Source organism: Mesorhizobium sp. M0938, assembly GCF_040319125.1.
GTDB lineage: Bacteria > Pseudomonadota > Alphaproteobacteria > Rhizobiales > Rhizobiaceae > Mesorhizobium > Mesorhizobium robiniae.
Map to the genome: position 1 here is coordinate 110,970 of NZ_JAMYNS010000010.1, position 25,532 is coordinate 136,501.

The window sequence follows — 25,532 nt, forward strand, 5'->3', positions numbered from 1 at the left end:
GTCTCCTTTCATCCCGCTGATATCAAAGCCGCTTGGCCAGCTCCTCGAGCTGGTCGGCGCACTGGCCCCAGCCCTCGTGAAAGCCCATCTTCTCATGCTGTTCGCGGTCAGCGACGGACCAATGTGCAACCCGGGCGATGTAACGGGTCTTGCCCTCGCCCTCATCCTCGAAGGTCAGCACGACCGTCATGAACGGCTTTTCCGACGGCTCCCACGCCTTCGTATAGGCGTCGGTGAGAACGATCTTCCTGCCCGGCACGACTTCGAGGAAGATGCCGGGGTTCGGAAATTCATTGCCGTCGGGTCCCGCCATGACGACGAGGCTGGAGCCGCCGGTACGCACGTCCATTTCGGCGCGCGGCGTCGTCCACGGCTTTGGCGCGAACCATTGCGTCACGAGCTTCGGCTCGGTCCAGCAACGATAGACGCTCTCGCGCGGCGCATCGATGATGCGGGCGAGAACCAGTTCACGGTCGGAGCTGGGGGCGATGTCGAGCTTGGTGGTCATGATGGTCTCCTCACTTGCTTGCAAAAAAGTTGGCTTGAATTCTGGTTTCCGTCTCAAGGACGAGCGGGCAACGCGCAGCCCGACACGGTCCCGCGAAAAACTTCGCCAGGCCGATTCCGGCGGACCGCTGAATGAGAGTTTAGTGGCGCTTGGCTTGCACCAGATAGGCGTCGATATCGGTCTCGCCGAGCCATTTCGCCGCTTCCAGTCGGTGCAGGCCTTCGACCAGGATATGGCGCTTGCCGTCATGGCGCACCTGGATCGGCGTCTTCATGCCGTTTTCCAGAATGTCCTCGGCAAGATGCCGGACGGTCTCGGGATGCAGCGTCTTCTTGCGCGCGGTCGGCACATAGATGTCGTCCACCCTGACCTTTTGCACTCTCAGCATGTCGGCTCCCGTGGCGGAAAAGGCCTGTGATAGTCGGTTTGGCGAAAAGGGCCAAGAGCGCCTTCAACCATTGTAGATGCGATCTTCAAGCGGCGTCGCGGCGATCGAGGCCTGTAGCCCCGAGAGCAGCGCTTTCTCGGCGCGGTTCAATGTGTTGTCAGGATTCACCAGCAGGAAGATGTCAATGGCAGGCGGCGCTTGATAGGGCGGCAGCCGCCACAGCAATCCATCGGCCACGTCTCGCCGCGCAACGTGCAGCGGCAGCGGCCCGATGCCGAGCCCGGCAACGATCATGCGCCGCACCTCCTCCAGGCTCGAAGATACGCCGACAACTTCGGCGTCGAGCTTGGCCTCACTGCGCAGCAGCGCAACCGGCCGCAATGCATCCGAAATATGGTCCGTCTGGAACGATACGGAAGGCTCGCCCCTGAGATCGGCCAGTGTCAGGCCTGCTCGCCCATAGAGCCTGTGGTGCGGCCCGCAGAAGAAGCCGAAGAACTCGCGATAGACCATAGTGTATTCGAGCGCCGGATCGCGCTGGCTGACGAGGCAGACACCGAAAGAGGCGCGGCGCTCTCGCACCTGCTTGGTCACTTCGGTGCTCGCCGCGACTGTGATGGTGAGGCTGGCGCGCGGATAGCTGCTGTGGAATTGCGATAGCGCTTGGTCGAACAGCGGCGAAACGACATGGCTTGCCATCGCGATGTTGACGTGGCCGGTGACATCATCGCTGACGCCCCGCATCAGCAGCGGCAATTGCGATATGGTGCCAAACACCTCGATGCTCTGCTCGTAGAGCAGGCGTCCAACCTCGGTGAGCTCGAAACGCGTGGCATCGCGCTCGATCAGCCGTCGACCAACGCGATCCTCCAGCCGGCGCAAGGCATTGCTGACGCTCGGCTGTTTCAGGTTGAGCCGTTCGGCCGCACGGGTGATGCTCTTCACTTCCGCGATGACCACGAAAGTTCGCAGAAGGTTCCAGTCCAGATCCCAGACCAGCCTTTCGGAGTGCGGTGAAGCCATTCCTGATATCTATGCTCTCTATTCCCATTATCTATTTGCGCAATGCTGCCGCAAAGGCAATCATGAAATCCGGAAGGCACCGCGTGCGTCCCAAGAACAAGACTTTGCGCTCCATCCAGAGGACGAGAAACCAGATGAACAGACTATTTTCCGGCATAGCGGTCACGGCCTTGCTGCTTGCCTCGGCCTTCACAGCCGCCAAGGCCGACGACCTTGAGAAGATCAAGACGGCGGGCGAGCTGAAGATTTCCATGAGCGGTCAGTATCCGCCGTTCAACTTCGTCAACGACCAGAACGAGGTGGTCGGCTTCGACGCGTCCATCGGCAAGGCGATCGCCGAGCGCATGGCCGTGAAAGGCACCATCATCACGACAGCCTGGGACGGCATCATCGCCGGCCTGCTCGCCAACAAATACGACACCGTCGTCGGCTCCATGACCATCACGCCCGAGCGCGAGAAGGTGGTCGATTTCGTCGGCCCGTACTACCACGCCGGCCGCGCGGTTTTCGTGAACGAGGCTTCCGAGGTGCAGAGCCTGGACGACCTGAAGGGAAAGACCCTTGGCGTCACACTCGGCGAGACGCATGAGAAGTGGGCGCGCGAACAGGGCGGCTGGGACCTCCGCGCCTACAAGGGATTGCCGGAACTGATGCTGGAGCTGAAAGCAGGCCGCGTCGACGCCATTGTCGTCGACAATATTCCGGTCATGGTCGCCATCAAGGAAACGGGCGAGAAGATCCGCAGGCTTGCCACGCCTGACATCGAAGGCGGCAGCGTCGCCATCGGGATCGCCATTCGCAAGGACAATCCTGAGCTGAAAGCCGCCATGCAGAAGGCGCTGGACGACATGATGACGGACGGCACCTACGAGAAGATCTCGATGGAATGGGTCGGCAGCGACATCCGCTGATCCTGGCCAGCCAAGGCTCCTGTCACCTCAAGAGCGGCTGAGGCCGAGCGTCACTCCTGTCTGGAAGTCTCCCGGAATGGATTTCTCCCTGATGCAGCGTGTCTTCCCGTTCTTCGTGGAAGCCGCCCTTGTGACGATCGAGATTACGGCGCTGGCCCTGGTTCTGGGGCTGGCGGTCGCGGCACTGGCTGCGGCCGCCAAGATGTCGAGATCAACTCCGCTGCGGGCTATCGGCACGCTCTATGTCAGCCTGTTTCGCGGCACGCCCTGCCTGATCCAGCTTTTCGTGCTTTATTTCGGCGGTCCGCAGATAGGCATCAATCTCGAGCCATTTGCGGCCGGCGTCATCGGTCTCGGTCTCAACATCGGCGCTTACATGGCGGAATCGATCCGCGGTGCGCTGGTTGCTGTCGACCGGGGCCAGACCGAGGCTGCACGCACAATTGGCTTCAGCCGTTTCCAGACGCTGCACAAGGTCGTGCTGCCGCAGGCCGCGCGGCTGATGATACGACCGCTCGGCGTCAACACGGTGGGGCTCTTGAAGGGGTCGGCTCTGGTCTCCACCATCTCGGTCGTGGAATTGACCTACACGGCGCAGCGCTTCATCGGCTCCACCTACAAGCCGTTCGAGATCTTCGGCGTCGCGGCCCTGCTCTATATGGCCATGGTCTACGCCGTCGTCCTGGTCGTCGATCTGCTCGACAAGCGCTTCGCAATCGTCTGACCGGAGGGCACGATGCAAGGCTTGGATTTCAGCGTCGTTCTGCCTTATGCCGACATCTTGGCGATGGGCGTGTGGTGGACGGTCCTGCTGACGGTATCGGCGGGCGCGCTCAGCTTCATCTGCGGCATCGTGTTTGCGGTCGCCGTGCTCTATGCGCCTGCGATTGTCGCCTATCCCATACGTTTCCTGATGTGGGTGTTCATGGGCACGCCACTCCTGCTCCAACTGTTTCTGATCTATTTCGGCCTGGTGCAGATCGGCATCGACATCCCCGCCCTTGGCGCCGGCATTGTCGGACTTGGCCTGCATTTTGCGGCCTACAATGCCGATGTCGTCCGCGCAGGCATCGTCGCGGTCGATACCGGCCAGACCGAAGGCGCGCGCAGCATCGGTTTCGGCAAATGGCAAACGCTGCGCTATGTCGTGATACCACAAGCCGTCCGCAACACCGCGCCGCCGATTGGCGGCAACATGATCGCGCTGCTGAAGGAATCCTCCATCGTTTCGGTCATCGGCATCGCGGAACTGGTTCATTCGGCTCAACTGGCGATAAGCGAAACGTTCCGGCCGTTTGAATTCTACATCACGGCGGCCGCACTCTATTACATCCTGAACCTCGTGCTCGAAGCGGGTTTGCGCCGGTTCGAACGGCATGTGGAGGTCTCTCGATGAGCACGCAGCGGCCAATGGTGGAGGTTCGCGGCGCCCGGAAATCATTCGGCCCGACGGAGGTCCTCAAGGGCATAGACCTGTCGGTCGATCGCGGGCAGATCGTAGCGGTCATCGGACCGAGCGGCTCGGGCAAGAGCACGCTGCTGCGCTCCATCAACCATCTGGAGACGCTGGACAGCGGTGAAGTCTGGCTCGACGGCGTTCAGGTCAACCAGCCACTGCATGGCCACGCCTTCGAGCGGCATATCAACAAGGTGCGCCAGCAGATGGGCATGGTGTTTCAGCACTTTAACCTGTTCCCGCATCTGACCATCCTCGACAATATCGCCATGGGACCGGTGATCCTGAAAGGCATGACGAAGAGCGAAGCGCACACGCTTGCGCATAGCCTACTGTCCAAGGTCGGGCTAACCGACAAGATCGACGCTTATCCCTCCCGGCTTTCAGGAGGCCAGAAGCAGCGCGTGGCCATTGCGCGCGCGCTCGCCATGCAGCCCAAGGTGATGCTGTTCGACGAAGCGACCTCGGCGCTCGACCCGGAACTTGTCGACGAGGTCAACGCGGTGATGAAACAGCTCGCCGCCGAACACATGACCATGCTGATCGTCACGCACGAGATGCGCTTCGCCGGCGAAGTGGCCGACCGCGTGCTGTTCATGGATGGCGGCGTGGTGGTGGAGGAAGGTCCGCCGTCCGAAATGTTCCGCGCTCCGCAAAAAGAGCGGACCCGCGCGTTTCTGAAAAAGTATCTTTCTGCGTGAGTCAAACCATGAACGGCACGATCGACACATTCCCCGATTTCGGCCTGACGCCCCACCAGCGCCGGCAAGCGGTGCGCGGCCATTATTACGAATGGCCGGGGATGGATGGCGAACGCGGCGAGATCTGGTGCTACAGCGACCGTTTTTCATATCGCCGGGGCGAGACGGTGGTACTGCACGTCAGCTCGACAGCCCCCAGCTTCAGCATGGCGATCGCCCGCGACGGCGGCTCCGAGACGCAGGTATTCGAGAAGGCTGGGATCGCGGCGCGCTGGCAGGAAACACCTGACCAATGTTCGGTCGTGGGCTGCGGCTGGGACGCGTCGTTTGAATTCCGCATCGGCGACGACTGGCCGTCCGGAGCCTATCGCGTCACGCTGACGGCGGACGGCCGCGACGGCAAGCCGATCCGCTACCATCATCTTTTCATCGTCAGTCCCCATCCCGGCAAAAAACGCGGTCGTGTGCTGCAGGTTGCAGCTACAGGCACATGGCTTTCCTACAACACTTGGGGCGGCTCCAACCATTATCAGGGCATCACCGGTCCGAACCGCGACCAGTATGCGCCTGAGGTGTCGACGCAGCGGCCGTGGTGCCGCGGCTTCGTTGTTCTGCCGAAGGAGGCGCCGCGTGTGCCGCTCGAGGTCGCCGTGCTGCCGAAAACCGTGCCGCGCTATCCGCACATGGAATGGGCCTTCGCCACCGGCCATTCGAAAAAATACGCCTCATCCGGCTGGGCAAGTTATGACAGCCACTTCTTTCGTTTTGCCGAGCGTGCCGGCTATGCCGTCGACCTTGCCAGCCAGCATGAATTGCATTTCTCACCCGGAATCCTCGACGGCTATGACTGCGTCGTCTTCGTCGGCCATGACGAATACTGGACCTGGGAGATGCGCGACGCGGTCGACGCGTATGTCGAGCGCGGCGGCCATGCGGCGCGCTTCGCCGGCAATTTCATGTGGCAGACCAGGCTGGAGGACGAGGGCCGCCGGCAGGTCTGCTACAAATATCGTGCCCGCGCCGAGGATCCGGCCTATCGAGGCGGCGACGTGACCCGCGCCACCAATTCATGGGAAGCACCTGAAATCGGTCGGCCGGGTGCCACGACCTTCGGGCTCAATGCGACCAAGGGCCTCTACGCCGGCTGGGGCGGTTGCGCGCCACGCGGCGTGCGCGGCTTTCCGGTCTACCGGCCGGAGCATTGGGCATTCGCCGGCACAGGAATCTATTACGGCGACCTGCTCGGCGCCGACAGCCATGTCTATGGCTATGAGGTCGACGGCCTCGATCACGAAATCCGCGGCGGCCTGCCCTACCCCACATCAGACAGCGGCGCGCCGGATGGGCTGCAAATCCTCGCCGTCGGCATGGCTGCCCAAGTCGAGGAGAGCGCCGACATTGCGTTCGAGGACCAGTTTCTCGGCGATGCCGACGGCCGCTTTTCCGCCGAGACGCTGTTCGGCGAGGCGAGCGACGCCAATCTCGACAAGGTCAAGCGCGCCAACGGCATGATCGTCAATTTCCCACGCGGCAAGGGCGAGGTGTTCCACGCCGGAAGCTGCGAATGGGTCGCCGGCCTGCTAAGGCAGGACCCGATGGTCGAGCGCGTCACCAAAAATGTCCTCGACCGCTATCTTGGAAAGTCCTGACATGCTGAAATCCGAGACCCCTGCTCCGACCCCCGAGGCGCGCCCGCCCTCGCACCTGTTCTATCTGTCCAGCCTGCGCCGGCCGCTGGTCGACCGTGCTGAAGGCATCTACATCTGGACGCAGGATGGCCGCCGCTTCATCGATGGATCGAGCGGACCGATGGTCGCCAATATCGGCCATTCCAACCGCAACGTACTCGATGCGATGAAGCGGCAAATGGACCGCGCCACCTTCGCCTACCGGCTGCATTTCGAGAACGAACCGGCCGAGGAGCTCGCGGGGCTATTGGCCGCCAAACTTCCCGAAGGCATGGACCGCGTCTTTTTCGTCTCGGGCGGTTCGGAAGCGACGGAATCCTGCATCAAGCTCGCCCGGCAGTGGGCCGTGGCGACAGGCCAGCCCAAGCGCTGGAAAGTGATCACGCGCTTTCCCTCCTATCATGGCGGCACGCTTGGTTCGCTGTCCGTCACCGGCGACGATGCGCTGGCCGAAACATTCACACCAATGATGCAGGTCATGCCGACCGTGCCGGCGCCTGCTGCATGGCGCGACCGCGACAACCTCTCGATGGAACAGCGCGGCATCCGCTACGCCGACATGCTGGAGGAGAAAATCCTCGCCGAGGGACCGGAAAGCGTCCTCGCCTTCATCATGGAGCCGATTGGCGGCGCTGCCACAGCGGCGCTGGTGGCGCCGGACAGCTATTACCCGCGCATCCGCGAAATCTGCGACCGCCACGGTATCTTGCTCATCCATGACGAAGTGATGAGCGGTGCCGGCCGCACCGGAAAATTCCTCGGCGGCGATCATTGGAACTGCAAGCCCGACATCGTCGCGCTGTCGAAGGGACTGGGCTCGGGCTATGCGCCGCTCGGCGCGCTGGCGGCGCCGATGCGGCTGGTCGAACCGCTGCTCGCTTCCGGCGGCTTCCAGCACGGCCACACCTATGCCGGCAATCCGCTCGCCTGCGCCGCCGGGCTCGCCGTGCTCGGCGAAATGGACCGCCTCGGCCTGATCGCCAATGCGGCTGACATGGGCGACCTTTTGATGGATGAGCTTAAGTGTCTGGCCAAGCGGTTTCCGTTCATCGCTGACGTACGCGGCAAGGGCCTGCTGCTAGGTGTCGAGATGGTCGCCGATCCCGATACACTGAGGCCGATCGCGCCGGCGAAGAAGGCCACCCAGCGACTGCTCGACCTCGCCTACGAGCGTGGGCTGATCATCTATGGCCGAAAGGTCAAGGGTGGTGTCGACGGCGACAACTTCATGGTGGCGCCGCCGATGATCGTCACCCGAGAGCAGATCGGCGAGATCGTCGCCATCATCGGTGACTCGCTGCAGGTTCTGGCCGGCGAGCTCGATCTGCCGGTCGAAGGCTGAAAAATGGCGCCGCGAAAAGTCATCATCACCTGCGCTGTCACCGGATCAGTGCACACGCCGTCGATGTCGCCGCATCTGCCGGTAACGCCGGACCAGATCGCAGCAGACGCGATCGTCGCTGCCGAAGCCGGTGCCTCGATCCTGCATCTTCACGCCCGCGACCCCAGGGATGGGCGGCCGACGGCCGATCCTGACGTGTTCATGCAGTTCCTGCCGCGTATCAAGCAGGCGACCGATGCGGTGATCAACATCACCACCGGCGGCTCCTCGCTGATGACGCTCGACCAGCGACTGGCAGCCCCGCTCAGGGCCGAGCCCGAAATGTGCTCGCTCAACATGGGCTCGATGAATTTCGCGCTGTTCCCGATGCTCGACCGGCCAAGAGAGTGGCAGCACGAGTGGGAGCCCAAACTGCTGGAAGCGACCCGCGACACGATCTTCAAGAACACTTTTGCCGACATGGAGACCGTGCTCGAAAGACTTGGAAAGGGCTGCGGCACACGCTTCGAATTCGAATGTTACGATGTCGGCCACCTCTATTCGCTGGCGCATTTTCGCGACCGGGGGCTGGTGTCGGGACCTCTGTTCATCCAGTTCGTGTTCGGCATACTGGGCGGTATCGGCGCCGATCCCGACAATCTGGTGCATATGAAGCGCATCGCCGACAAACTGTTCGGTGACAGCTACCAGTTTTCGGTGCTGGCCGCCGGACGCCACCAGATGCCGATGATCTCGATTGCGGCAGCGATGGGCGGCAATGTCCGCGTCGGGCTGGAGGACAGTCTCTACGACGGCCGCCAGCTTGCAAAGTCCAATGCCGACCAGGTGCACCGCATCCGCAGCGTGCTCGATGGGCTATCGCTGGAGGTTGCCACGCCCACTGAGGCGCGCGAGATGCTGGCGCTCAAGGGTGGCGATAGGGTAGCGTTCTGAGATGGTTGCTTTCACTCCCCTCTTGCCGCCTCGCTTGTCGTGACAATTGCCAATCCAGCCTCCAACGACATTCTGATCCGGCCCGGAACCGTCGAGGACGTCGAAACCATCCATGCCGCAATCCTGCGACTTGGCGCCCATATCGGCGTGCCCGAGGAAATCACTTCTACGGCCGACGACCTGCGCACCTACGGCTTTGGCGAAAACCCTGCCTTTTCGACGCTGATCGCGGAAGTTGACGGCGAATTCGCCGGCCTCTGCCTGCATTTCCCGATCTTCTCGACCTGGATGGGGCGGCCCGGCGTCTATGTGCAGGATCTCTATGTCGAAGATCGGTTTCGCGGCCGCAGGATCGGTGAGCGCCTGCTGCGGCATGTCGCGGCGCAATGCCGGAAGGACGGCGGCGTCTACCTCAGACTGTCCGTCGATACCGACAATGAGACCGCCAAGGCCTTTTACGAAAGGCTGGGCATTGCCTGGTCGAGCTACGAGCAGCTGCAGAAAATCGTCGGCGACGCGTTCTTTGCCTTCGCCGATGCGCCGGACGATGAGGATCCAAGATGAAGGCCTTCTATGCCGAAGAACAGAAGCGCCACGATCCCAAGGCGTTCCTCTCCAGCGGCGCCCAAAAGCCCAATCCGGAAAAACCGGAACGCGTCGAACGGCTGCTCGCCGGCGCAAAGGCCGCCGGCTGCACGATCGAACGGCCGGGAAATCACGGGCTTGGCCCGGTTGCTGCGGCGCATACGCCCGAATATCTCGATTTTCTCGAGCACATCTTCGCGCGCTGGCAGCACATTGAGGGCGCTTCGGCGGAAGTGATCCCCAACATCCACCCGATCGCGCGGAACGGCTCCTATCCGGCCTCGGCGGTCGGCCAGGCCGGCTACCACATGGCCGACACCGCTTGCCCGATCTCCGGCGAGACCTGGCAGAGCGCGCTGTGGAGCGCCTGGAGCGCTGTCGAGGCCGCCGAGGCGGTGATGGCGTGCGCGCCGGCCGCCTATGCGCTGTGCCGCCCGCCCGGCCATCACGCCTTTGCCGATGTCGCCGGCGGCTTCTGCTTCATCAATAATTCGGCCGTCGCGGCCCAGACGCTGCGCAAGAGTGCAGCGCGGGTGGCGATCCTCGATGTCGACCTGCATCACGGCAACGGCACGCAAGGCATTTTTTATGCGCGGCCGGACGTGCTCACCGTCTCGCTGCATGCCGATCCGGTGCGTTTCTATCCATTCTTCTGGGGCCATGCCGACGAGCGCGGCGAAGGCCCGGGCCTCGGCTACAATCTCAATCTGCCGCTGGCGCGCAAATCCGAAGATGCGGCGTTTCTCGAAGCATTGGACGTAGGTTTCCAACGCATTCGCGCCTTTGCGCCGGAAGCGCTAGTCGTGGCGCTCGGCCTCGACGCCTTCGAGGGCGATCCGTTCGGCGGACTGTCGGTCACGACACCAGGATTCTCGCGCATTGGCGAGGCCATCGCCGGGCTCGGCCTGCCGACGGTGATCGTGCAGGAAGGCGGCTATCTCTGCGACGAACTCGGCGACAATCTCACCGCATTCCTCACCGGCTTCGGCGGCGGCAGGAAGCGGTGATATCAGCCGGATGTCGCGTCAGAACCGCTGCTGTCGCAGCATGGCGATGACACGGTGCACGCTCGCCAGCGTCTCTTCGATCTCGGCCGCTGTATTGTAGTGGGCGATGCCGATGCGCACGACACCCTGCTCGGCCGGGATGCCGAGCTGGTGGACGATCTCCCAGGCATAGTTGTGTCCGGACCACAGGAAGATGTTTTCCGCATTCATCTGCCGTACAATCGTTTCCGGCACGATACCTTCAACGGTGAACGAAACCGTCGGCACGCGCTCCCCGACGCGCGCCGGATCGGTGATGCCGTGGATGGTCAGGCCTGAAATATCAGACAGTCCATCGATCAACTTTTGTGCCAGCGGGTTCTCATAAGCTGTTGATATTTCGAACGCATTGGCAACCTTGGTGCGGCGCGAACTGCCGTCGCCTGCAGCAATCCCTAGCTCCGCAAAATAGTCGACCGCGGCTGTCAGTCCGGCCATCAGCTCGATCTGCGGCGTGCCAAGCTCGAACCGCTCCGGCAGAGCATTGGACGAACAGCGGCATTTATACGGCTTCAGCGCGTCGATGACATCCAGCCTGCCCCACAATATGCCCATGTGCGGCCCGAAGAATTTATAGGCCGAGCAGATCAGGAAATCGCAGCCGAGGTCCTGAACGTCGATCAGGCCGTGCGGCGCGAACTGCACGGCGTCGACATAGACCAGCGCGCCGGCCTGCTTGGCAATGCCGGTCAGCGCCTTCACCCGGTTGATCGAGCCGGTCAGATTGCTGGCGTAGTTCAAGGCGACAAGCCGCGTCCTGTCGGTGAGCAGCGCAGCAAGCTCCGCTTCCTCGACCTGCCAGCTCTGCTCGTCGAAAGCCAGCCAGCGCACAACAAGGCCAAGGTCTCCGGCCAGTTGCAGCCACGGCGATACGTTACCCTCGTGGTCCATGCGGGTGAGGATGATCTCGTCGCTGGGTTTCATCGCACGCCCGAGCGTGCGCGACATGTGATAGGTCAGCGTCGTCATGTTGGCGCCGATGACGATTTCTTGCGGGCTCGCAGCACCGAGGAAATCGGCCATCGCCGCATGGGCGTCATCGACAACCTGTTGCGCTGCGATCGTGGTTTCGAAGAAGCCGCCGAGATTGGCGTTTGTGGTCAGCAGGCAGCGTGACACCGCGTCGGCGACCGCCTGCGGCACCTGCGTGCCGGCAGGGTTGTCGAGATAGATACGGCGACGGCCCTTGTCGGTCAGCGAAAGAGCTGGAAATTTTTCACGCACGGCATCGATCGGAAAATTCACTTTTTCTCCCCCTATTGTAATTGATAGTCACATTTACAGCGCCGGAAGTCTGCTCAGGGACACGGGTTACCGACACGCTGGTGGATTGCATCGACGCCCTTCCGCATGTCCTCGGTCCAGACGACATCGGCGGAAGACAGCGCCATTTCGAGCTGCGAAATGGTCGTCGCACCGATGATGCTCGAGGTGACGAAGGGCCGGCTCGTGACATAGGCGTTGGCAAACAATGCCGGTTCCATGCCGAAAGAGCGCGCCAGCTCGTTGTACTTAAGCTGTGCTTCCGCAGCGTTGGGTGTCTCGTAGCGCTGGCCGCGGTTGAAAAGCTGGGAACGCGAGCCTTGCGGCCGAGCGCCATGGTCGTACTTTCCGGTCAGGTAGCCTTGCGCCAGTGGCGAATAGGCGAGCAGGGAAACCTGTTCGCGCTCGCAGACCTCGGCAAGATTCCCCTCGAAGCCGCGGTTGACGAAATTATAGGCGTTCTGCAGCGACACCAGGCGCGGGCCGGCGCCTTTGTCGGCTTCGGCGATGAACCGCATGACACCCCAGGAACTCTCGTTCGATAGGCCGAAATGGCGGATTTTTCCCGCCTTCACCAATTCGTCGAAGACGGCGAGCGTCTCGGTGATCGGCGTCTCGCTGGCCGGTGCGCCGACGGAATCGGCCCGCAGCGCTACGGCACCGACGCGGTTCGGATTGGCGCCCCACGGCACGGCGCGCTCCGGCCAATGGATTTGATAGAGATCGAGATAATCGGTGTTGAGCCTCGTCAGCGATTTTTCGACGGCGTCGAAAATGTCGGCGCGCACCAGCTTCGACGGGCGGTTGCCGCGAAACCATGTGTTGGCGGTGCGGCCAACCACTTTCGAGGCGAGGATGACCTGATCGCGGTTGCCCTTCGCTTTCATCCAGCTGCCGATGATCCTCTCGGTCCAACCTTGCGTCTCGGCCTTGGGCGGGATCGGGTAGAGTTCCGCGGTGTCGATGAAGTTGACGCCGCGCGAAAAGGCCAGATCCATCTGGGCGTGGCCGTCCGCTTCGGTGTTCTGCTGGCCCCAGGTCATCGATCCCAGGCAAATCTGGGAAACAAGAAGATCGGTCCGACCGAGGCGGCGTTTGTGCATGGAACTTTCTCCGGCGGGAAATTCTTTTGCGCGGCTGCGCGGGAAGGAAGCCGCAGCATACAGGAAGGCCCGGGCTGTCTCCAAGCCCGCCGCCAATCGGCCGGCGTCTTTTCCGTAGAATCCAGCCAACGGCTATGCGGCAGTCAACAAAAAGCCGGACTGCATTTTCATGCAGTCCGGAGTTTCGCCAGGAATGGCGAGGAAAAACCGGCCCTGTGCCGGCGTTCAGCTATACGGTCCCTCCGCGCCGGAAGTTTCACCGGTCAAGTCGATTGTGATCAAAAAAGCCTGCGCAGCATGGCTGCCATGCAAATGCTGCACTGCACAATTGTCATGATTTACCTATATTGCGACTCGGGGAGGATCAACCAGGGGCTTGAATCATGGGTTTCCTCACTGAAATGTTCGCCCGTCCGCGTCCGCAGGAACGTCTGCGCTACCGCGCGGCTCTGGCGCTGCTTCATTCGATGAGCAATGCCGACCGTGCGGATATCGGCATCAAACCAGCCGACTTCCCGCGCGTCGCCCGCGAAATGTCGCTGCGCTAGTCAGGTCGTAGGTTATCCCGGCTCAGCCGGGATATCTCCTCGCCATTCTTCAACGCGATCCCATGAAAATCGCTTTGCTCAGCGGCACGCCATTGTGGCGCAGGATGTCGTAGGCGGTGGTCAGGTGGAAATAGAAGTTGGGCATGGCGAGATGCAGAAGATACTGCATGCCGGCCATCGATAATTCGCGTTGGCCAAGCTTCAGCTCGATCATTCGGTCATCGGAGCCATCGAATTCGGCAGCGGAGAATGTCGCCAGAAGGTCGATGGTCTTAGTGATGCGCGCCTGGAGATCGGCAAAGCTCGCCTCGTTGTCCTCGTATTTGGGCACCTCGCGGCCGGCAAGCCGCGATGGCGCGCCTTTGGCGTGGTCAGTGGCGATCTGTACCTGCCTGGTCAAAGCGTACATGTCCGGCGCCAGCCTCGACGTCAAAAACACCTGGGGATCTATCTTACGGTCGAGCGCATTCTGCTCCGCGATGTTCAGCACGTTGGATAGCGCCTTCAACCTTGCCGAAAACACCGGCACGGACGCTTCGTACATCGATATGGTCACGTGAATCTCCTATCCGGCAGGAACGCCGACGGCGGGACGTAGCGCCTTCCCAAGCGATTCTTCAAGCGTCACCACGTCGCCGCAATCGGTATGATAGGATTTCTCATCTGGTGGAGATTCCCGATGAGAAGCGCCCTTTTCGCAGCGACCGCTTTTTTCTCCCTTGCCGTGACAGGCCAGCCAGTGCTCGCCGCCGAAACGCCCTATGTCGATGACCGGTCAGACGCCGAAGCGGTCATCCGCTCGCTTTACAGCGCCATCAACCGGCAAGAATTTGCGCGGGCCTGGGACTATTTCGGCGACACCAAGCCGGCCAAGGATTTCGATGCGTTCGTCAAGGGCTATGACGGTACCGCAAGGGTCGATGTCAAAACAGGCGGCGTATCGGAAGACGGCGCGGCCGGCAGCATCTATTACAATGTTCCGGTCGCCATCCGGGCGACAGCCAAGGACGGCAGCGAAAATGTCTTTGCCGGCTGCTACACGTTGCGCCAGGTCAATGCCTCGATCCAGGAACCGCCGTTCCGCCCGATCTTCATCGACAAGGGTGCGCTGAAACCGTCCAAGGCCGATTTCGAGAGCGCCGTGCCGGAAAGCTGCGGCGATGGACCACCGCCACCGAAGAAGGATGCGGCGCTGGAGCAGGCCAAGAAGGTGTTTGCGGCTACCTATGGCGAACAATGCGACAAGGAGATGCCTGGCGGCGAGCCTTTGGGAGAGCCGGACGCCTACTCGCTCCGCTACAAGGATGCGGGCGCCGAGGCCGACGCGCCCGAACGCGAAACGCGGCTGTTCCGCTTCTTCTGCTCGATGGCTGCCTATAATGAGAGTGCCGTCTACTATGTCTACGACGACGTATCAGGGGTCCGGCAGTTGCAGTTCGCCTCGCCGGAACTCGATATCCACTATGAGAACAACAATAGCGAAGGCAAGGTCGAGGCGATCAACGTCATCGGCTTCCAGTCCGACGACCAGCTGGTCAATTCCGAATATGACGACGCCACCAAGACGATCTCGTCCCTCAACAAGTGGCGCGGCGTCGGCGACGCCTCGTCAGCCGGCACCTATCTGTTCCGCCACGGCAATTTCTCGCTGGTGCAATACGATGTCGATGCCTCGTATGACGGCGAGAGCAACCCGCAAACGGTGGTGGACTACAATACCGCGCCTTAAGGCGTCTTCGACAGCATCCAGTTGAGCGTGCCGCGCCAGTCGGTCATGCGGATCGGTGTGCCGTGCGTGCCGGTCTCGAAGCGGACAAAGCGCGTCGGATAGCTCTTCGATCTGGCCAGGATCGAACGGAAGAAGGCTTCCTGTTTCTCGACTGGAAACACCGGGTCCTTGCTGCCCTGGCCGAAGAAGACCGGAACACGGCGCTTGAAGGCGGGGCTGGCGAAAAAACTCTCATCCCACAGCGAACCGAGCAGCAGCAGCCCATCGATGCGGCCGCCCATGTCCTTGCGGGCGACCAGCTTCCAGCACAACGCGCCGCCCATCGAGCCGCAGGCGACGAAGATTTTCGCATTCGGTGACTGTTCGGCATAATGGCCGATCAGCGCGGCGATTTGAGCACCACCCGTGTCGCCGAAATCGGAGAAATCCGGAGAGAGATAGAGGCCGCTATTGCCGGCCATCAGGTTCTTGATGCGGTTGAAATTGCCACCGAAGGTGAAGTCGTCGACGCCCTGCTTGCGGCTGCCGCCCTGCCCGTGCAGGTAGAGCACGATGATGGCAGCACCTTGCGTGCGGCCGACGGCGACGTGGCGGACAGTGCCGGCGCCGGTCTTCAGCAACAGATCCTGCTGCACCTTGCGCACACCGGTGTCGACATACTGTGCGTGCGCGCGGCGCTCCGGCACCTCGTCGCGGGCGTTGATATCGCGCAGCTCACGATAGTCGATGACCGTATGGGCGCCGCTGTTCTCCGACGAGAGCGTGGCCGGATAGGCGAACAGATCGTCCTTGAAAGGCTTTAGCGAGAATGTTTGGCCATATGCCAAACACGAAAACAAAAGAAATATCGAGGTCAGAAGGGGTAAACGGAAAGCCATGCCAAAGGCATCGTTTTTCGGCTTCGGTTTGTCAATCCTGCAGCACGCCGCCGGCGCCTTCGAGCGCCTCACGGGTATCGACATCAATGGAAGCCGCCTTGCCGATCTCGACGTCGACGACATCGAGCCCCTCGGCCTCGACCAGATGGCGCGCGCCGGTATCGCCTTCGAGATGAGCGATCGCCGCAAACAGCGAGCGCGGCAGCAGCACCGGGTTGCCTCGCTTCCCCTCATGCGAGGCGCGCACGACTGATCGGCCCTCGGACTTGCGGAATGCGTCGATCAGCCTGTCGAGATCGGCCGACGAGACGCCGGGCATGTCGCCGAGAACGATCATGGCGCCGGCGGCGTCGCCGCTGACCCGCACTATGCCGGCCTTCAGCGATGAAGACAGGCCTTCAGTGAAATCCGGATTGTCGGCGAAAGTGACGTCGAGGCCAGACAATACCGTCCGCACCCGCTCGCGCTGATGGCCGGTGACGACGATTGTATCAGAGGCTTTCGAGCCGAGCGCTCGCTCGGCGGTGCGGCGCACCAGCGGCTTGCCGTCGAACAGCGCCAGCAGCTTGTTCGGGCCACCCATGCGGCTGGAGCGGCCGGCGGCCAACAGCACGACATCGACCTTCAGCTCGGCCCGAACCGGCTGCGGTTCGCGCGGCTGTGGCCGCGTCGGGATTTCCATCAACAGACCGCCGACCCCCATGGCGGCGATGTCCTTGGCCGTCACGTCGAGACCGGCAATCAGCCGGTCGAGAACCCAGTCGAAACCGTTTTCCTTGGGGCTGCGGGCGCAGCCAGGCGCACCGATGATGCGCTTGCTGCCAAGGGTGCCGAGCACCAGCAGATTGCCGGGATCGACCGGCATGCCGGCGCGGATGACGGTGCCGCCGGCCCTCTCGATCGCCGCCGGGACGACGTCGCCAAAATCGCTCATCGCCGAAGCGCCGAAGATCACCACCATGTCGTTGTCGCGCGCCAGCGAGGCCGCAGCTTCCGCAACCGAACCAATTTCGTGTGGCGTGCGGCGCTCCGCCGTCAGCCGCCCGCCGGAGCGCACCAGGCGGGCTTCGGTGACACGCAACGTCTTGTCGAGCACGCTCGGCTTGATGCCGGGCAGAACCGTCTGGATAACGCCGACACGCACCGGCTGATAGGCATTGACGGCAAAGATCTCGCTGCCGGCGCAGATTTTTGTCACGGCATCGACCAGAGCGGAGCCGACCGCGAAGGGAATGATCTTCACCGTCGCGACCATCTGGCCCTTTTCAACCGGCGCGTGCTGCGCCAGCGTGGCGATAGTGATCGTCGGGTCGACGGCGTTGATGGCATCGATCATTGCCGCATCGACTGTGAAGATGCCGGCCGCCTCGGCGTGGAGATTCACCCGTCCGGTCGCAGCGGGTTTGGCCTCGATGTTGCGATGGACCATGCTTTCGGCGATCTTTTCGGCGGCAGCGTCCTCGCTCAGATCGTCGGGAGCAAGAACAGCCGCGACAACCTCGGAAATCCCTGCTGTCTTGAACAAAGACACATCGGCGGCGCTTAACCTGTGCGCCTTGCGGAAGCGCCGCTCTCCGGCGGTGGTGGCATGCGCCAGCACCGCACCCTCGGCCGTGTCGATCGGGATCGGGCCAAATTTCACGCCGCCGCGTCCTTGGCTTCGAGGCCACGCGAACGAAAGGCCTGGATCGCCTGCGCCAGCACAGCGACAGCTATCTCGGCCGGGCTGGCTGCGCCGATGTCCAAGCCGATCGGCGCGTGGATGCGGGCGATCTGGTCGGCGGTCGCGCCCAATGCCAGCAGGCGCTCGACGCGTTTCGCATGGGTCTTGCGGCTGCCGAGCGCCCCGACATAGAAGCAGTTGGCGTCGAGCGCCGCCTTCAGCGCGAAATCATCAATCTTCGGGTCATGGGTGACAGCTGCCAACGCCGTATAGCTGTCGAGCGGCTGGCGTTTCAGGACATCCTCCGGCCATTCGGCATGCAGCGCCACATCGGGAAAGCGGCCTGATGTGGCGAAGGCCGTGCGCGGATCGATGATCTCGACGGGATAACCGGCGATCTTCGCCATCGGCGCCAGCGCCTGGCTGATATGAACGGCGCCGATCACCAACAGGCGTGGCTGCGGCAGATACGCATTGAGGAAGAATGTTCGCCCTTCCGCCTCGACCGAGCCCGAATTGCCTGTGCGAAACGCCTTGGCGATCGCAGCGCCCAATTCACCGGCGACCTGGTCGCCCTCGCGCACGATGCGGTCGCGGCCATCGCCGAGATCGGTGACCAGGATCGCCGCGCGGCGAGCTCGGCGTTCGGCGTTCAGCGTCTTCAGAGCATAGGGGTCCATCTTGCCCGGCCTAACCCAACCGCTCGACATAGACCTTGATGCGGCCACCGCAGGACAGGCCGACCTGCCAGGCGGTCTCGTCGGCGACGCCGAACTCCAACATCTTTGCTTTGCCGCTGTCGATGACGTCGATTGCCTCGGTGACCACCGCGCCTTCGACGCAGCCGCCAGAGACGGAGCCGTGGAAATTGCCTTCCGCGTCGATGACAAGATGGCTGCCGACCGGACGCGGCGCCGAGCCCCAGGTCTCGACCACGGTGGCAATGGCGACATCCTTGCCGTCCTTCATCCAACCTTCCGCGATGATCAGCGGGTCGCGCGCTTCATCGAGATAAATGTTGTTTTCCATCACTGTTTCTCCCGGAGAAAACATATGGCTATGCGGCGCCTCTCGCGCCACCCTCAATCCATCTGCGTGGGTCGACCGAGCGCGCCGAATTCTTATCCAGCGACGCGCAGAGATCGGCGAGCGCATCAAGATTGTGCACCGATCGGAACTCGTCGACATGCGGCAGCATCGCCTTGACGCCGCGCGCGCGCGGCTCGAAGCCGTCGAAGCGCAGCAGCGGGTTCAGCCAGATCAGCCGCCGGCAGGATTTGTGCAGGCGCTCCATTTCCTCCGACAGGCCGGCGACGTCGTCGCGCTCCAGCCCGTCGGTGATCAGGAGAACGACAGCGCCCTGCCCCAGCACGCGCCGCGACCACAGCCGGTTGAATTCAGCCAGCGTATCGCCGATCCGGGTGCCGCCTGACCAGTCCTTCACCGCCGCTGAACAATCGGCGAGTGCCGCGTCGGGATCGCGATGGCGCATCTGCCGCGTCAGATTTGTCAGCCTGGTGCCGAAGACGAAGGCATGCACGCGCCGGCGCTTTTCGGTCAGCGCGTGCAGGAAATGCAGAAAGATGCGCGTGTACTGGCTCATCGAACCGGAAATATCGGCAAGCACGACCAGCGGCGGATGAACCTCGCGCGGTGACCGGAATTTCGGCAGGATCAATTCGCCGCCAGTGCGCGCGGCAGAGCGCATCATGGCGCGCGGATCGATGCGGCGGCCATGCGCATTGGATTTGAAACGCCGTGTCCTGACCATGTCGAAGGGCAGCCGCAACTCGCGGATCGCCCTCTTGGCGTCGGTCATCTCGGCGGCGTTCATCTGGGCAAAATCCTTGCCCCTCAGCACCTCGTTACCGGAAAATGTGAAGCGGGCGTCGACCTCGATCTCGGGGATTTCCTGCGCCGGCTGGTTCTTCTGGTGGCCCTCGAACATTGCCTGGCTGACGCGGTTTTCCGCAGCGCGCGGCTTCTGTTTCTCTCTGATGTCGGGCGCCACCGGCGAAAACATCGCCAGCATCTTTTCGATCAGCTCGTGCGATTTCCAGAACAGCCGGAACGTCTCGTCGAAGGTAGGATGATCCTCGTGCCGCGAGACCAGCACGGCGTGCAGCGTCCAGTAGAAATCATCGCGCGAACCGATGCCGGCGGCCAGCACCGCCTCGATCGCATCTTTGACCGAGGCCGGGCCGACCCGCATGCCTGCCTTGCGCAAGGTGCGGGCAAAATAGACGATGTTGTCGGCGATCCGCCCGTCCGGCGTGGCCTCTTTGGGTTCGGGACGCGGCACTGCCATCGCCCTACTCCGCCGCCGAAAGCTCGGCCTTCACCTCGTTGAGGATGCGCCGGCCTTCGCCCTGCCCGATACGGGCAATATCGTCCTGGTATTTCAACAGCACGCCGATCGTGTCGGAAACGGTTTCCGGATCGAGCGCCACCTTGTCGAGTTCGGTCAGCGCGCCGGCCCAGTCGATGGTCTCGGCGACGCCCGGTACCTTGAACAGCTCGATCTGGCGCAGCTTCTGGATGAACGAAACCACCTCTGCCGACAGCCGGCTGTTGGCCTGCGGCACCTTCCTGCGCACAATCTCCAGCTCGCGCTCGGCATTGGGATAATCGACCCAGTGATAGAGGCAGCGCCGTTTCAATGCGTCGTGGATCTCGCGTGTGCGGTTGGTGGTGATGATGACGATCGGTGGCTCCTCGGCCTTGATCGTGCCGAGTTCCGGGACCGTCACCTGGAAGTCGGAGAGGATTTCGAGCAGGAACGCCTCGAATGCCTCGTCGGTGCGGTCGAGTTCGTCGATCAGGAAGACCGGGGCAGCGCCCGCCGCGCCTGTCAGCGCGTCGAGCACCGGGCGGCGGATCAGGTACTTTTCGGAAAAGACGTTGCGCTCCATGTCGGAGCGGTCGACCTTGCCAGCCGCCTCCTCCATGCGGATCTCGATCATCTGAGCGGCGTAATTCCACTCGTAGACGGCAGACGAGACATCGAGCCCTTCATAGCATTGCAGGCGGATCAGCCGGCGGCCGAGCGCCTGCGCCAGCACCTTGGCGATCTCGGTTTTGCCGACGCCGGCCTCGCCCTCGAGGAACAGCGGCCGCTTCATGCGCAGCGACAGGAACAGCACGGTCGCCAAAGACCGGTCCGCTACATAGTCCGCACCGGTCAGGAGTTCGAGGGTGTCGTCGATCGTCCGCGGCGCGGGGCGCGGTTTCAACTCGGTCATTCTTTCTCCGTGGGTACAACCATACCCGTCACAGAACGTGGTAGCCGCGGTCGTGATAGATCAGCGGCCGCAAATTATCGCCGATGCGCAGGCCTGTCACCTTGCCAAAAAGCACACGGTGGGTGGCCAGATCCTTGGTGTCGGTCAGTTCGCAGTCGAACACGGCAAGCGCGCCCTTCAGCGTCGGCGCGCCGGTCGAGATCACATCCCACTCGCCCAGCGCAAAACGTTCCTCGACCGGCAGGCCGGTGAGGCCGGAAAAGCCGACCGACAGCGCCTCCTGATGCGAAGCCAGCGTGTTCAACGCGAACTTGCCGTTTTTCACGAACCGCTCATTCTTGGGATTTTCGCGATTGAGACAAACCAGAATGGTCGGCGGCGTGTCCGAGACCGAACAGGCCGCAATGACAGTCGCACCGCGCCTGCCGGCGGAACCGTCGGTGGTGACTACATGGACGTGGCCGGCAAAATGGCTCATCGCGTCGCGATAGGCCTGCGGCCCTATGTCGTTCTTCTTCAGCACCGGCGATTTCCATTGGTTTGGAGCGAAAGGAACCCAACCGTTATATATGGCGGCATATTGCATGCCACAAGCGAAGTGGTTGACATGCATCCTGAATTTCGCGTGTTGCGTGGAAGCTAACCAGCCTTTAGGTCTTGGCAGCAAGTGGCGCCGGCAAACACGCGACCGGCGCGGAGGAATTCTTCGCCCGCATGCGATCCAGGACAACGACAATAGCGGTGCTGGCCTGGCTGTTTCTCGCCAGTGGTGCGAACGCTGAGGCGCTGCTGATCGGCGTCGCAGCACCGCTATCCGGGCCATCGGTAATCCTCGGCAGGCAGATCGAGGCGGGTGCCGGCCTGGCGGCAGAGGCCAACGGCGTCCAGCTCAACATGGTCGACGACGGCTGCAGGGCTGATGGCGGGGCTGCCGCAGCCAGGGAATTCGTCGCGGCGAAAGTCAGCGTGGTCGTCGGCTTCCTCTGCACCGAGGCGATCGAGGCGGCGCTGCCGATCCTGAAGGACGCCAGCATACCGGTCATCACCGTCGGCGTGCGTACCGAGAGCCTGACCGACCGGCGCGCCAAGACCGGCTGGCCAGTCTTTCGTCTCGGGCCGCGTGGCGACGACGAGCGCAACGCCGTTGCCTCCATCCTCACGCGTCAATGGCAGAACGAACTGTTCGCCATCATCGACGACGGCACGATCTACGGTCGCGAAATCGCCGAGACGCTTCGGGCGGCAGCCGAACAGGCAGCGCTGAAACCGGTGTTCGTCGACACGTTCCGGCCGCAGCTCGACAACCAGATCGGTTTGGTCGGGCGGCTGAAGAAAGCCGGCGCAACGCATGTCCTCGCCGGCGGCGACGGCAGCGACATCGCCATCATGGGCCGCGACGCCGGCCAACTCGATGCCGGCATCATTTTTGCCGGAGGCGAAACACTGCGCACACTGCCCGGCGAGGTGCCTTATGCCCAGGGCACACTGATGATCGCGCCGCCCGAATGGGCCGATATCGCCGCCCCCAAGGTGCTGGACGCCTTTGCCGTCCGAGAGACCGTGCCGGAAGGCTACACGCTGCCAGCCTATGCGGCGGTCGAGATCGCCAAGGCGGCCTTGGCCCTGGCGGAAACCTCCGGCAAGCCCGTGGCCGATGCGCTCACCGCGCAGGACTTCAGCACCGCGATCGGGCCGATCCGCTTTGACGGCAAGGGCGACTTGACCGAGAACCTCTATCGGGTCTTCCGTTTCAACGGCGCGCATTTCGTGCCGGCGGAGACCAAATGATGTTTCGCACAGGGCCGCGCAATCTCATCACCGATGTCGCTGGCCTGCGTGTCGGTAACGCTTCCGATGTCAGGCTGAAATCCGGGGTGACCACCGTCGTCTGCGACGAACCGACAGTGGCCGGTGTGCAGATCCTTGGCGGCGCGCCCGGCACCCGCGAGACCGACCTGCTCGAGCCGCACAATTCGATCGAGGCGATCCATGCCGTGGTGCTTTCGGGCGGCTCGGCCTTCGGCCTCGATGCCGCCTCCGGCGTGCAGGCGGCGCTGCGCGAAAAGGGCATCGGCGTGGAGGTCGGCGGCTTTCGCGTACCGATTGTGCCAGCGGCGATCCTGTTCGACCTGCGCAATGGTGGCGACAAGAATTGGGGCCGCTATCCGCCCTACCGCGACCTCGGCTATGAGGCGGCCCAGGCAGTCGGCATCGACTTTGCGATGGGCACGATCGGCGCCGGCACCGGTGCATTGAGCTCCGGCCTCAAGGGCGGTCTCGGCTCGGCCTCGACGGTGCTCGACAGCGGCGTCACCATCGGCGCGCTGGCCGCCGTCAACCCGACTGGTTCGGTGACGATCGCCCGTAGCAGGCACTTCTGGGCGGCGCCCTTCGAAATCGGCGACGAGTTCGGCGGGCTTGGCTATCCTTCGCCGATGCCGGAGGATGCGAAAAGAATCCTGCTGAAGTTTCGCGACAGACAGGTCGGGAGTCGGACGGAGGTCAGCGGCAACACCACCATCGCCGTGATCGCCACGGACGCCGTTCTCACCAACGCTGCCGCCAAACGCCTGGCGATATCTGCGCATGACGGCTTCGTGCGCGCCATATGGCCAACGCACACACCGGCCGACGGGGATCTGGTCTTCGCACTGGCAACCGGCAAGAGCGGCATCGAACTTGCGCCTAACGATGCCATCGATCTCTACGCAGCAGCCGGCGCCACCATGGCGCGCGCCATCAGCCGTGGTGTCTTCGCCGCGACGCCTGCCGATGGCGACCCGTTTCCGGTCTGGTCATCGCGCTGATCGCCACACCGTGCTCAACCAGGGCCTGATCAAGTGGGGTCGGATTTTTCTTCCTCGAAGGTGACCGCAACATCCGAATTTGCCGAAAGCCGTACTTTCTGACCCTCCACCTCGGCAACGAGACTAAGCGGAATGAAGTGATGATGTCCCTTGTGAGCGCCCTCGCCGCTATCGCGCTTGGTCAGCTTGATTCGCTGTCCCTCAACCCTGTCGACGGTGCCGACATGGACGCCGTCGGCGCCGATCACTTCCATATGTTCGCGAATCTTGGCTGCATCGGTCATGGTGGGTCTCCATTTGAAGCTGCCAACATAAACAAATGACAGCGCGATTGGATGCATCGGCTTTGCGTTTCAGAGGGCACGACGTTTTGACGATGTCGTGATAGTGATCGAAATAGCGCTGGCTGCTTAAATGGAAATCCAATGCGAAACCTTGTCCTGTTTGCCGTTTCCCTACTTGCCCAGCTCGCAATCTCGTTTGCCGCCAATGCCGGCGATGTCGCCGAGCTTGAAATCCTCGGCTTCACGGGGGATGGCGGCGTCTTCGCCTTCGAGGAATATGGCATCCAAGACGGATCGGGATTTCACTACGCCAATCGCTATTACATCAACACGGCTGACGACAGTTTCCTCAAGGGAACGCCGATCAGAGTGCGGCTTGACGACGAGAACGCAACGCTTGAGGCAGCGCGTCTTGAGGCCCGGCAAAAAGGCGAAGCCATCGTCAAGCAGGCCGAACTTGCGGCCAACCGCGGCATCACTGCCGGCTTCAACCCGGTGACCGAACTTTCGGCCGATCCGTTCCGCATGGTGGTCAACCCGCGGCCGATCTTTTCGCCGGTCGATGATCCGCTCGAATTCCGGCTCGACGAGATCGGCATGAACGATACCGAAAGCTGCCAGAGCCTGGGCGAGATCAACGGCTTTCGCCTGCTGCGCATCGAGGCGAAAGACGGCGGCAAGACTGCGCTTCTGCATGAGGACAAGTCGATCCCCAAAAGCAGAGGCTGCCCGAACGGCTATCGGATCGGCGCGGTGCAGACATTCTCGTTGCAAGGCCTCAGCGCCTATGCCGTGCTGATCGCGGTGCGCCAGCACGGCTTCGAGGGGCCCGACTATCGCTGGATCGCGGTGACCGGCCGGCTGTGACGCTGCTCCCCGTCATACGCAACCGCGTCCTAGATCGAATCCGCAAGGCCTTGCCATCGCCGGGCGCCGTGGTTTGCGGCGCCCTGCTGTGGGCCACCGCGATGGGCGCCAGCGCGCTTTTCAATCTGCTGTTCGACGACTGGGAGACCCCGGCAAAGATCCGCTTCGTCTCGTTGCTCTATGCGGCCGGCGGCGCGCTCGCCTTTCCGGTCGGCCTGTTTATGGCGCGGCTCGTCTCGCTCGGACGGCATTGGCAAGTTGCCTTGGCGGCCGCATTTGTCTGCCTTCTTGCTACTACGATCGGCCTCACCGGCGGGCTGTTTGCACTGCACTATCGTTCCTACTATGCCCAATGGCATGAACCCGCGCTGACCGTCGCCTGGTCAGTCCAGTTTGTGCACACCGTGGCAACGGCGTTCTATCAATTCATCGTTCTGGGCATCCGGCTTTATTTTCCGCTTGGTTTCATCGCGCTCGCTCTCGCCAGCATCTGGTTTGCGCGCCAGCAGCGTTGAGCATTCCGTCTGCCTCTGTTAGGACGCGGGCGAACGCCCTCGCAAGTCAGGA

General features: G+C 62.6%; 29 protein-coding genes. 15 read left to right on the forward strand and 14 right to left on the reverse strand.

Annotated features, from left to right (window positions below):
* Positions 1-22: 22 nt before the first annotated feature.
* The 3 genes from NKH73_RS19095 to NKH73_RS19105 all read right to left on the reverse strand — a co-directional run bounded on the left by NKH73_RS19095 (position 23) and on the right by NKH73_RS19105 (position 1,919).
* Entirely contained in the window at positions 23-508 is a 486-nt protein-coding gene (locus NKH73_RS19095) for an SRPBCC family protein (protein WP_352934737.1), read from the reverse strand.
* Between the two features lie 139 nt (positions 509-647).
* Complete coding sequence (locus NKH73_RS19100) at positions 648-896, reverse strand: ParB N-terminal domain-containing protein (RefSeq protein WP_095489540.1); 249 nt, start codon at positions 894-896, stop codon at positions 648-650.
* 63 nt (positions 897-959) lie between these two features.
* Positions 960-1,919, reverse strand: coding sequence for a LysR family transcriptional regulator (locus tag NKH73_RS19105; RefSeq protein WP_352934740.1), 960 nt, complete (start codon positions 1,917-1,919; stop codon positions 960-962).
* Positions 1,920-2,053: 134 nt separating this feature from the next.
* Here NKH73_RS19105 and NKH73_RS19110 point away from each other — a divergent pair, with 134 nt between their 5' ends.
* The 9 genes from NKH73_RS19110 to NKH73_RS19150 all read left to right on the forward strand — a co-directional run bounded on the left by NKH73_RS19110 (position 2,054) and on the right by NKH73_RS19150 (position 10,542).
* Positions 2,054-2,830: an ABC transporter substrate-binding protein gene (locus NKH73_RS19110; protein ID WP_352934741.1), complete on the forward strand. Its 777-nt coding sequence runs from the start codon at positions 2,054-2,056 to the stop codon at positions 2,828-2,830.
* Between the two features lie 76 nt (positions 2,831-2,906).
* Positions 2,907-3,554: an amino acid ABC transporter permease gene (locus NKH73_RS19115; RefSeq protein ID WP_352934743.1), complete on the forward strand. Its 648-nt coding sequence runs from the start codon at positions 2,907-2,909 to the stop codon at positions 3,552-3,554.
* Between the two features lie 12 nt (positions 3,555-3,566).
* The gene (locus tag NKH73_RS19120) at positions 3,567-4,226 is read left to right on the forward strand and encodes an amino acid ABC transporter permease (RefSeq protein ID WP_352934745.1); all 660 of its coding nucleotides are present in this window, start codon (positions 3,567-3,569) and stop codon (positions 4,224-4,226) included.
* Positions 4,223-4,987 (forward strand): amino acid ABC transporter ATP-binding protein, encoded by a 765-nt coding sequence (locus NKH73_RS19125; protein ID WP_352934747.1) that lies wholly within the window; start codon positions 4,223-4,225, stop codon positions 4,985-4,987. Before NKH73_RS19120 ends, NKH73_RS19125 begins: the two co-directional genes overlap by 4 nt.
* 8 nt (positions 4,988-4,995) lie before the next feature.
* Positions 4,996-6,636 carry a N,N-dimethylformamidase beta subunit family domain-containing protein gene (locus NKH73_RS19130; RefSeq protein ID WP_352934748.1) on the forward strand — a complete coding sequence of 547 codons (1,641 nt, stop codon included), beginning with the start codon at positions 4,996-4,998 and terminating at the stop codon, positions 6,634-6,636.
* Position 6,637: 1 nt separating this feature from the next.
* The gene (locus NKH73_RS19135) at positions 6,638-8,017 is read left to right on the forward strand and encodes an aminotransferase family protein (RefSeq protein ID WP_352934751.1); all 1,380 of its coding nucleotides are present in this window, start codon (positions 6,638-6,640) and stop codon (positions 8,015-8,017) included.
* Positions 8,018-8,020: 3 nt separating this feature from the next.
* Positions 8,021-8,950 (forward strand): 3,5-dioxohexanoate:acetyl-CoA acetone transferase, encoded by a 930-nt coding sequence (kce, locus tag NKH73_RS19140; protein WP_352934753.1) that lies wholly within the window; start codon positions 8,021-8,023, stop codon positions 8,948-8,950.
* A gap of 39 nt (positions 8,951-8,989) precedes the next feature.
* Complete coding sequence (locus tag NKH73_RS19145; protein ID WP_352934758.1) at positions 8,990-9,514, forward strand: GNAT family N-acetyltransferase; 525 nt, start codon at positions 8,990-8,992, stop codon at positions 9,512-9,514.
* Positions 9,511-10,542, forward strand: a complete 1,032-nt coding sequence (locus tag NKH73_RS19150; RefSeq protein WP_352934761.1) for a histone deacetylase family protein — start codon at positions 9,511-9,513, stop codon at positions 10,540-10,542. The genes NKH73_RS19145 and NKH73_RS19150 overlap by 4 nt, the downstream gene beginning before the upstream one ends.
* 18 nt (positions 10,543-10,560) lie before the next feature.
* Here the strand turns inward: NKH73_RS19150 and NKH73_RS19155 are convergent, their stop codons facing one another.
* Both NKH73_RS19155 and NKH73_RS19160 read right to left on the reverse strand, forming a co-directional pair.
* Positions 10,561-11,826, reverse strand: coding sequence for a cysteine desulfurase-like protein (locus NKH73_RS19155; protein WP_352934764.1), 1,266 nt, complete (start codon positions 11,824-11,826; stop codon positions 10,561-10,563).
* A gap of 53 nt (positions 11,827-11,879) precedes the next feature.
* Positions 11,880-12,947, reverse strand: coding sequence for an aldo/keto reductase (locus tag NKH73_RS19160; RefSeq protein WP_352934768.1), 1,068 nt, complete (start codon positions 12,945-12,947; stop codon positions 11,880-11,882).
* A gap of 383 nt (positions 12,948-13,330) precedes the next feature.
* On the opposite strand from NKH73_RS19160, the gene NKH73_RS19165 reads away from it, so the two are divergent.
* The gene (locus NKH73_RS19165; RefSeq protein ID WP_352934771.1) at positions 13,331-13,495 is read left to right on the forward strand and encodes a hypothetical protein; all 165 of its coding nucleotides are present in this window, start codon (positions 13,331-13,333) and stop codon (positions 13,493-13,495) included.
* Between the two features lie 49 nt (positions 13,496-13,544).
* Here the strand turns inward: NKH73_RS19165 and NKH73_RS19170 are convergent, their stop codons facing one another.
* Complete coding sequence (locus NKH73_RS19170) at positions 13,545-14,051, reverse strand: DUF1993 domain-containing protein (RefSeq protein WP_352934774.1); 507 nt, start codon at positions 14,049-14,051, stop codon at positions 13,545-13,547.
* A 123-nt stretch (positions 14,052-14,174) separates the two neighbouring features.
* Between NKH73_RS19170 and NKH73_RS19175 the strand changes: the two genes are divergently transcribed.
* Positions 14,175-15,224 (forward strand): DUF1176 domain-containing protein, encoded by a 1,050-nt coding sequence (locus NKH73_RS19175; protein ID WP_352934777.1) that lies wholly within the window; start codon positions 14,175-14,177, stop codon positions 15,222-15,224.
* Here the strand turns inward: NKH73_RS19175 and NKH73_RS19180 are convergent.
* Genes NKH73_RS19180 through NKH73_RS19210 form a run of 7 tightly spaced genes read right to left on the reverse strand, consistent with a single transcriptional unit; the run spans position 15,221 to position 21,530 of the window.
* Positions 15,221-16,102, reverse strand: coding sequence for an alpha/beta hydrolase (locus NKH73_RS19180; RefSeq protein WP_352934780.1), 882 nt, complete (start codon positions 16,100-16,102; stop codon positions 15,221-15,223). The genes NKH73_RS19175 and NKH73_RS19180 overlap by 4 nt on opposite strands.
* Before the next feature lie 31 nt (positions 16,103-16,133).
* Positions 16,134-17,744 (reverse strand): NTP transferase domain-containing protein, encoded by a 1,611-nt coding sequence (locus tag NKH73_RS19185; protein WP_352934782.1) that lies wholly within the window; start codon positions 17,742-17,744, stop codon positions 16,134-16,136.
* Positions 17,741-18,445, reverse strand: a complete 705-nt coding sequence (locus tag NKH73_RS19190; protein ID WP_352934785.1) for an XdhC family protein — start codon at positions 18,443-18,445, stop codon at positions 17,741-17,743. The genes NKH73_RS19185 and NKH73_RS19190 overlap by 4 nt, the downstream gene beginning before the upstream one ends.
* A gap of 10 nt (positions 18,446-18,455) precedes the next feature.
* Positions 18,456-18,794 carry an XdhC family protein gene (locus NKH73_RS19195; RefSeq protein ID WP_352934787.1) on the reverse strand — a complete coding sequence of 113 codons (339 nt, stop codon included), beginning with the start codon at positions 18,792-18,794 and terminating at the stop codon, positions 18,456-18,458.
* Between the two features lie 28 nt (positions 18,795-18,822).
* Entirely contained in the window at positions 18,823-20,073 is a 1,251-nt protein-coding gene (locus tag NKH73_RS19200; protein ID WP_352934790.1) for a vWA domain-containing protein, read from the reverse strand.
* A 4-nt stretch (positions 20,074-20,077) separates the two neighbouring features.
* Positions 20,078-21,007, reverse strand: coding sequence for an AAA family ATPase (locus NKH73_RS19205; RefSeq protein WP_352934793.1), 930 nt, complete (start codon positions 21,005-21,007; stop codon positions 20,078-20,080).
* Between the two features lie 28 nt (positions 21,008-21,035).
* Positions 21,036-21,530, reverse strand: a complete 495-nt coding sequence (locus NKH73_RS19210; RefSeq protein WP_352934795.1) for a flavin reductase — start codon at positions 21,528-21,530, stop codon at positions 21,036-21,038.
* Between the two features lie 191 nt (positions 21,531-21,721).
* Here NKH73_RS19210 and NKH73_RS19215 point away from each other — a divergent pair, with 191 nt between their 5' ends.
* Complete coding sequence (locus NKH73_RS19215) at positions 21,722-22,795, forward strand: branched-chain amino acid ABC transporter substrate-binding protein (protein WP_352934798.1); 1,074 nt, start codon at positions 21,722-21,724, stop codon at positions 22,793-22,795.
* Positions 22,795-23,814 carry a P1 family peptidase gene (locus NKH73_RS19220; protein ID WP_352935115.1) on the forward strand — a complete coding sequence of 340 codons (1,020 nt, stop codon included), beginning with the start codon at positions 22,795-22,797 and terminating at the stop codon, positions 23,812-23,814. Before NKH73_RS19215 ends, NKH73_RS19220 begins: the two co-directional genes overlap by 1 nt.
* A gap of 29 nt (positions 23,815-23,843) precedes the next feature.
* Here NKH73_RS19220 and NKH73_RS19225 read toward each other — a convergent pair whose 3' ends face one another.
* The gene (locus tag NKH73_RS19225) at positions 23,844-24,098 is read right to left on the reverse strand and encodes a DUF2171 domain-containing protein (RefSeq protein ID WP_352934801.1); all 255 of its coding nucleotides are present in this window, start codon (positions 24,096-24,098) and stop codon (positions 23,844-23,846) included.
* A 141-nt stretch (positions 24,099-24,239) separates the two neighbouring features.
* Here NKH73_RS19225 and NKH73_RS19230 point away from each other — a divergent pair, with 141 nt between their 5' ends.
* Both NKH73_RS19230 and NKH73_RS19235 read left to right on the forward strand, forming a co-directional pair.
* Positions 24,240-24,965: a DUF2259 domain-containing protein gene (locus NKH73_RS19230; RefSeq protein WP_352934804.1), complete on the forward strand. Its 726-nt coding sequence runs from the start codon at positions 24,240-24,242 to the stop codon at positions 24,963-24,965.
* Positions 24,962-25,480, forward strand: coding sequence for a hypothetical protein (locus NKH73_RS19235; RefSeq protein WP_352934808.1), 519 nt, complete (start codon positions 24,962-24,964; stop codon positions 25,478-25,480). The genes NKH73_RS19230 and NKH73_RS19235 overlap by 4 nt, the downstream gene beginning before the upstream one ends.
* Positions 25,481-25,532 lie beyond the last annotated feature (52 nt).

Coding starts and splice junctions, on each gene's coding strand:
- NKH73_RS19095 (WP_352934737.1), bottom strand. CDS start 508: ATGACCACCAAGCTCGACATCGCCCCCAGCTCCGACCGTGAACTGGTT.
- NKH73_RS19100 (WP_095489540.1), bottom strand. CDS start 896: ATGCTGAGAGTGCAAAAGGTCAGGGTGGACGACATCTATGTGCCGACC.
- NKH73_RS19105 (WP_352934740.1), bottom strand. CDS start 1,919: ATGGCTTCACCGCACTCCGAAAGGCTGGTCTGGGATCTGGACTGGAAC.
- NKH73_RS19110 (WP_352934741.1), top strand. CDS start 2,054: ATGAACAGACTATTTTCCGGCATAGCGGTCACGGCCTTGCTGCTTGCC.
- NKH73_RS19115 (WP_352934743.1), top strand. CDS start 2,907: ATGGATTTCTCCCTGATGCAGCGTGTCTTCCCGTTCTTCGTGGAAGCC.
- NKH73_RS19120 (WP_352934745.1), top strand. CDS start 3,567: ATGCAAGGCTTGGATTTCAGCGTCGTTCTGCCTTATGCCGACATCTTG.
- NKH73_RS19125 (WP_352934747.1), top strand. CDS start 4,223: ATGAGCACGCAGCGGCCAATGGTGGAGGTTCGCGGCGCCCGGAAATCA.
- NKH73_RS19130 (WP_352934748.1), top strand. CDS start 4,996: ATGAACGGCACGATCGACACATTCCCCGATTTCGGCCTGACGCCCCAC.
- NKH73_RS19135 (WP_352934751.1), top strand. CDS start 6,638: ATGCTGAAATCCGAGACCCCTGCTCCGACCCCCGAGGCGCGCCCGCCC.
- kce (WP_352934753.1), top strand. CDS start 8,021: ATGGCGCCGCGAAAAGTCATCATCACCTGCGCTGTCACCGGATCAGTG.
- NKH73_RS19150 (WP_352934761.1), top strand. CDS start 9,511: ATGAAGGCCTTCTATGCCGAAGAACAGAAGCGCCACGATCCCAAGGCG.
- NKH73_RS19160 (WP_352934768.1), bottom strand. CDS start 12,947: ATGCACAAACGCCGCCTCGGTCGGACCGATCTTCTTGTTTCCCAGATT.
- NKH73_RS19165 (WP_352934771.1), top strand. CDS start 13,331: ATGGGTTTCCTCACTGAAATGTTCGCCCGTCCGCGTCCGCAGGAACGT.
- NKH73_RS19175 (WP_352934777.1), top strand. CDS start 14,175: ATGAGAAGCGCCCTTTTCGCAGCGACCGCTTTTTTCTCCCTTGCCGTG.
- NKH73_RS19180 (WP_352934780.1), bottom strand. CDS start 16,102: ATGGCTTTCCGTTTACCCCTTCTGACCTCGATATTTCTTTTGTTTTCG.
- NKH73_RS19190 (WP_352934785.1), bottom strand. CDS start 18,445: ATGGACCCCTATGCTCTGAAGACGCTGAACGCCGAACGCCGAGCTCGC.
- NKH73_RS19195 (WP_352934787.1), bottom strand. CDS start 18,794: ATGGAAAACAACATTTATCTCGATGAAGCGCGCGACCCGCTGATCATC.
- NKH73_RS19200 (WP_352934790.1), bottom strand. CDS start 20,073: ATGGCAGTGCCGCGTCCCGAACCCAAAGAGGCCACGCCGGACGGGCGG.
- NKH73_RS19205 (WP_352934793.1), bottom strand. CDS start 21,007: ATGACCGAGTTGAAACCGCGCCCCGCGCCGCGGACGATCGACGACACC.
- NKH73_RS19215 (WP_352934798.1), top strand. CDS start 21,722: ATGCGATCCAGGACAACGACAATAGCGGTGCTGGCCTGGCTGTTTCTC.
- NKH73_RS19220 (WP_352935115.1), top strand. CDS start 22,795: ATGTTTCGCACAGGGCCGCGCAATCTCATCACCGATGTCGCTGGCCTG.
- NKH73_RS19225 (WP_352934801.1), bottom strand. CDS start 24,098: ATGACCGATGCAGCCAAGATTCGCGAACATATGGAAGTGATCGGCGCC.
- NKH73_RS19230 (WP_352934804.1), top strand. CDS start 24,240: ATGCGAAACCTTGTCCTGTTTGCCGTTTCCCTACTTGCCCAGCTCGCA.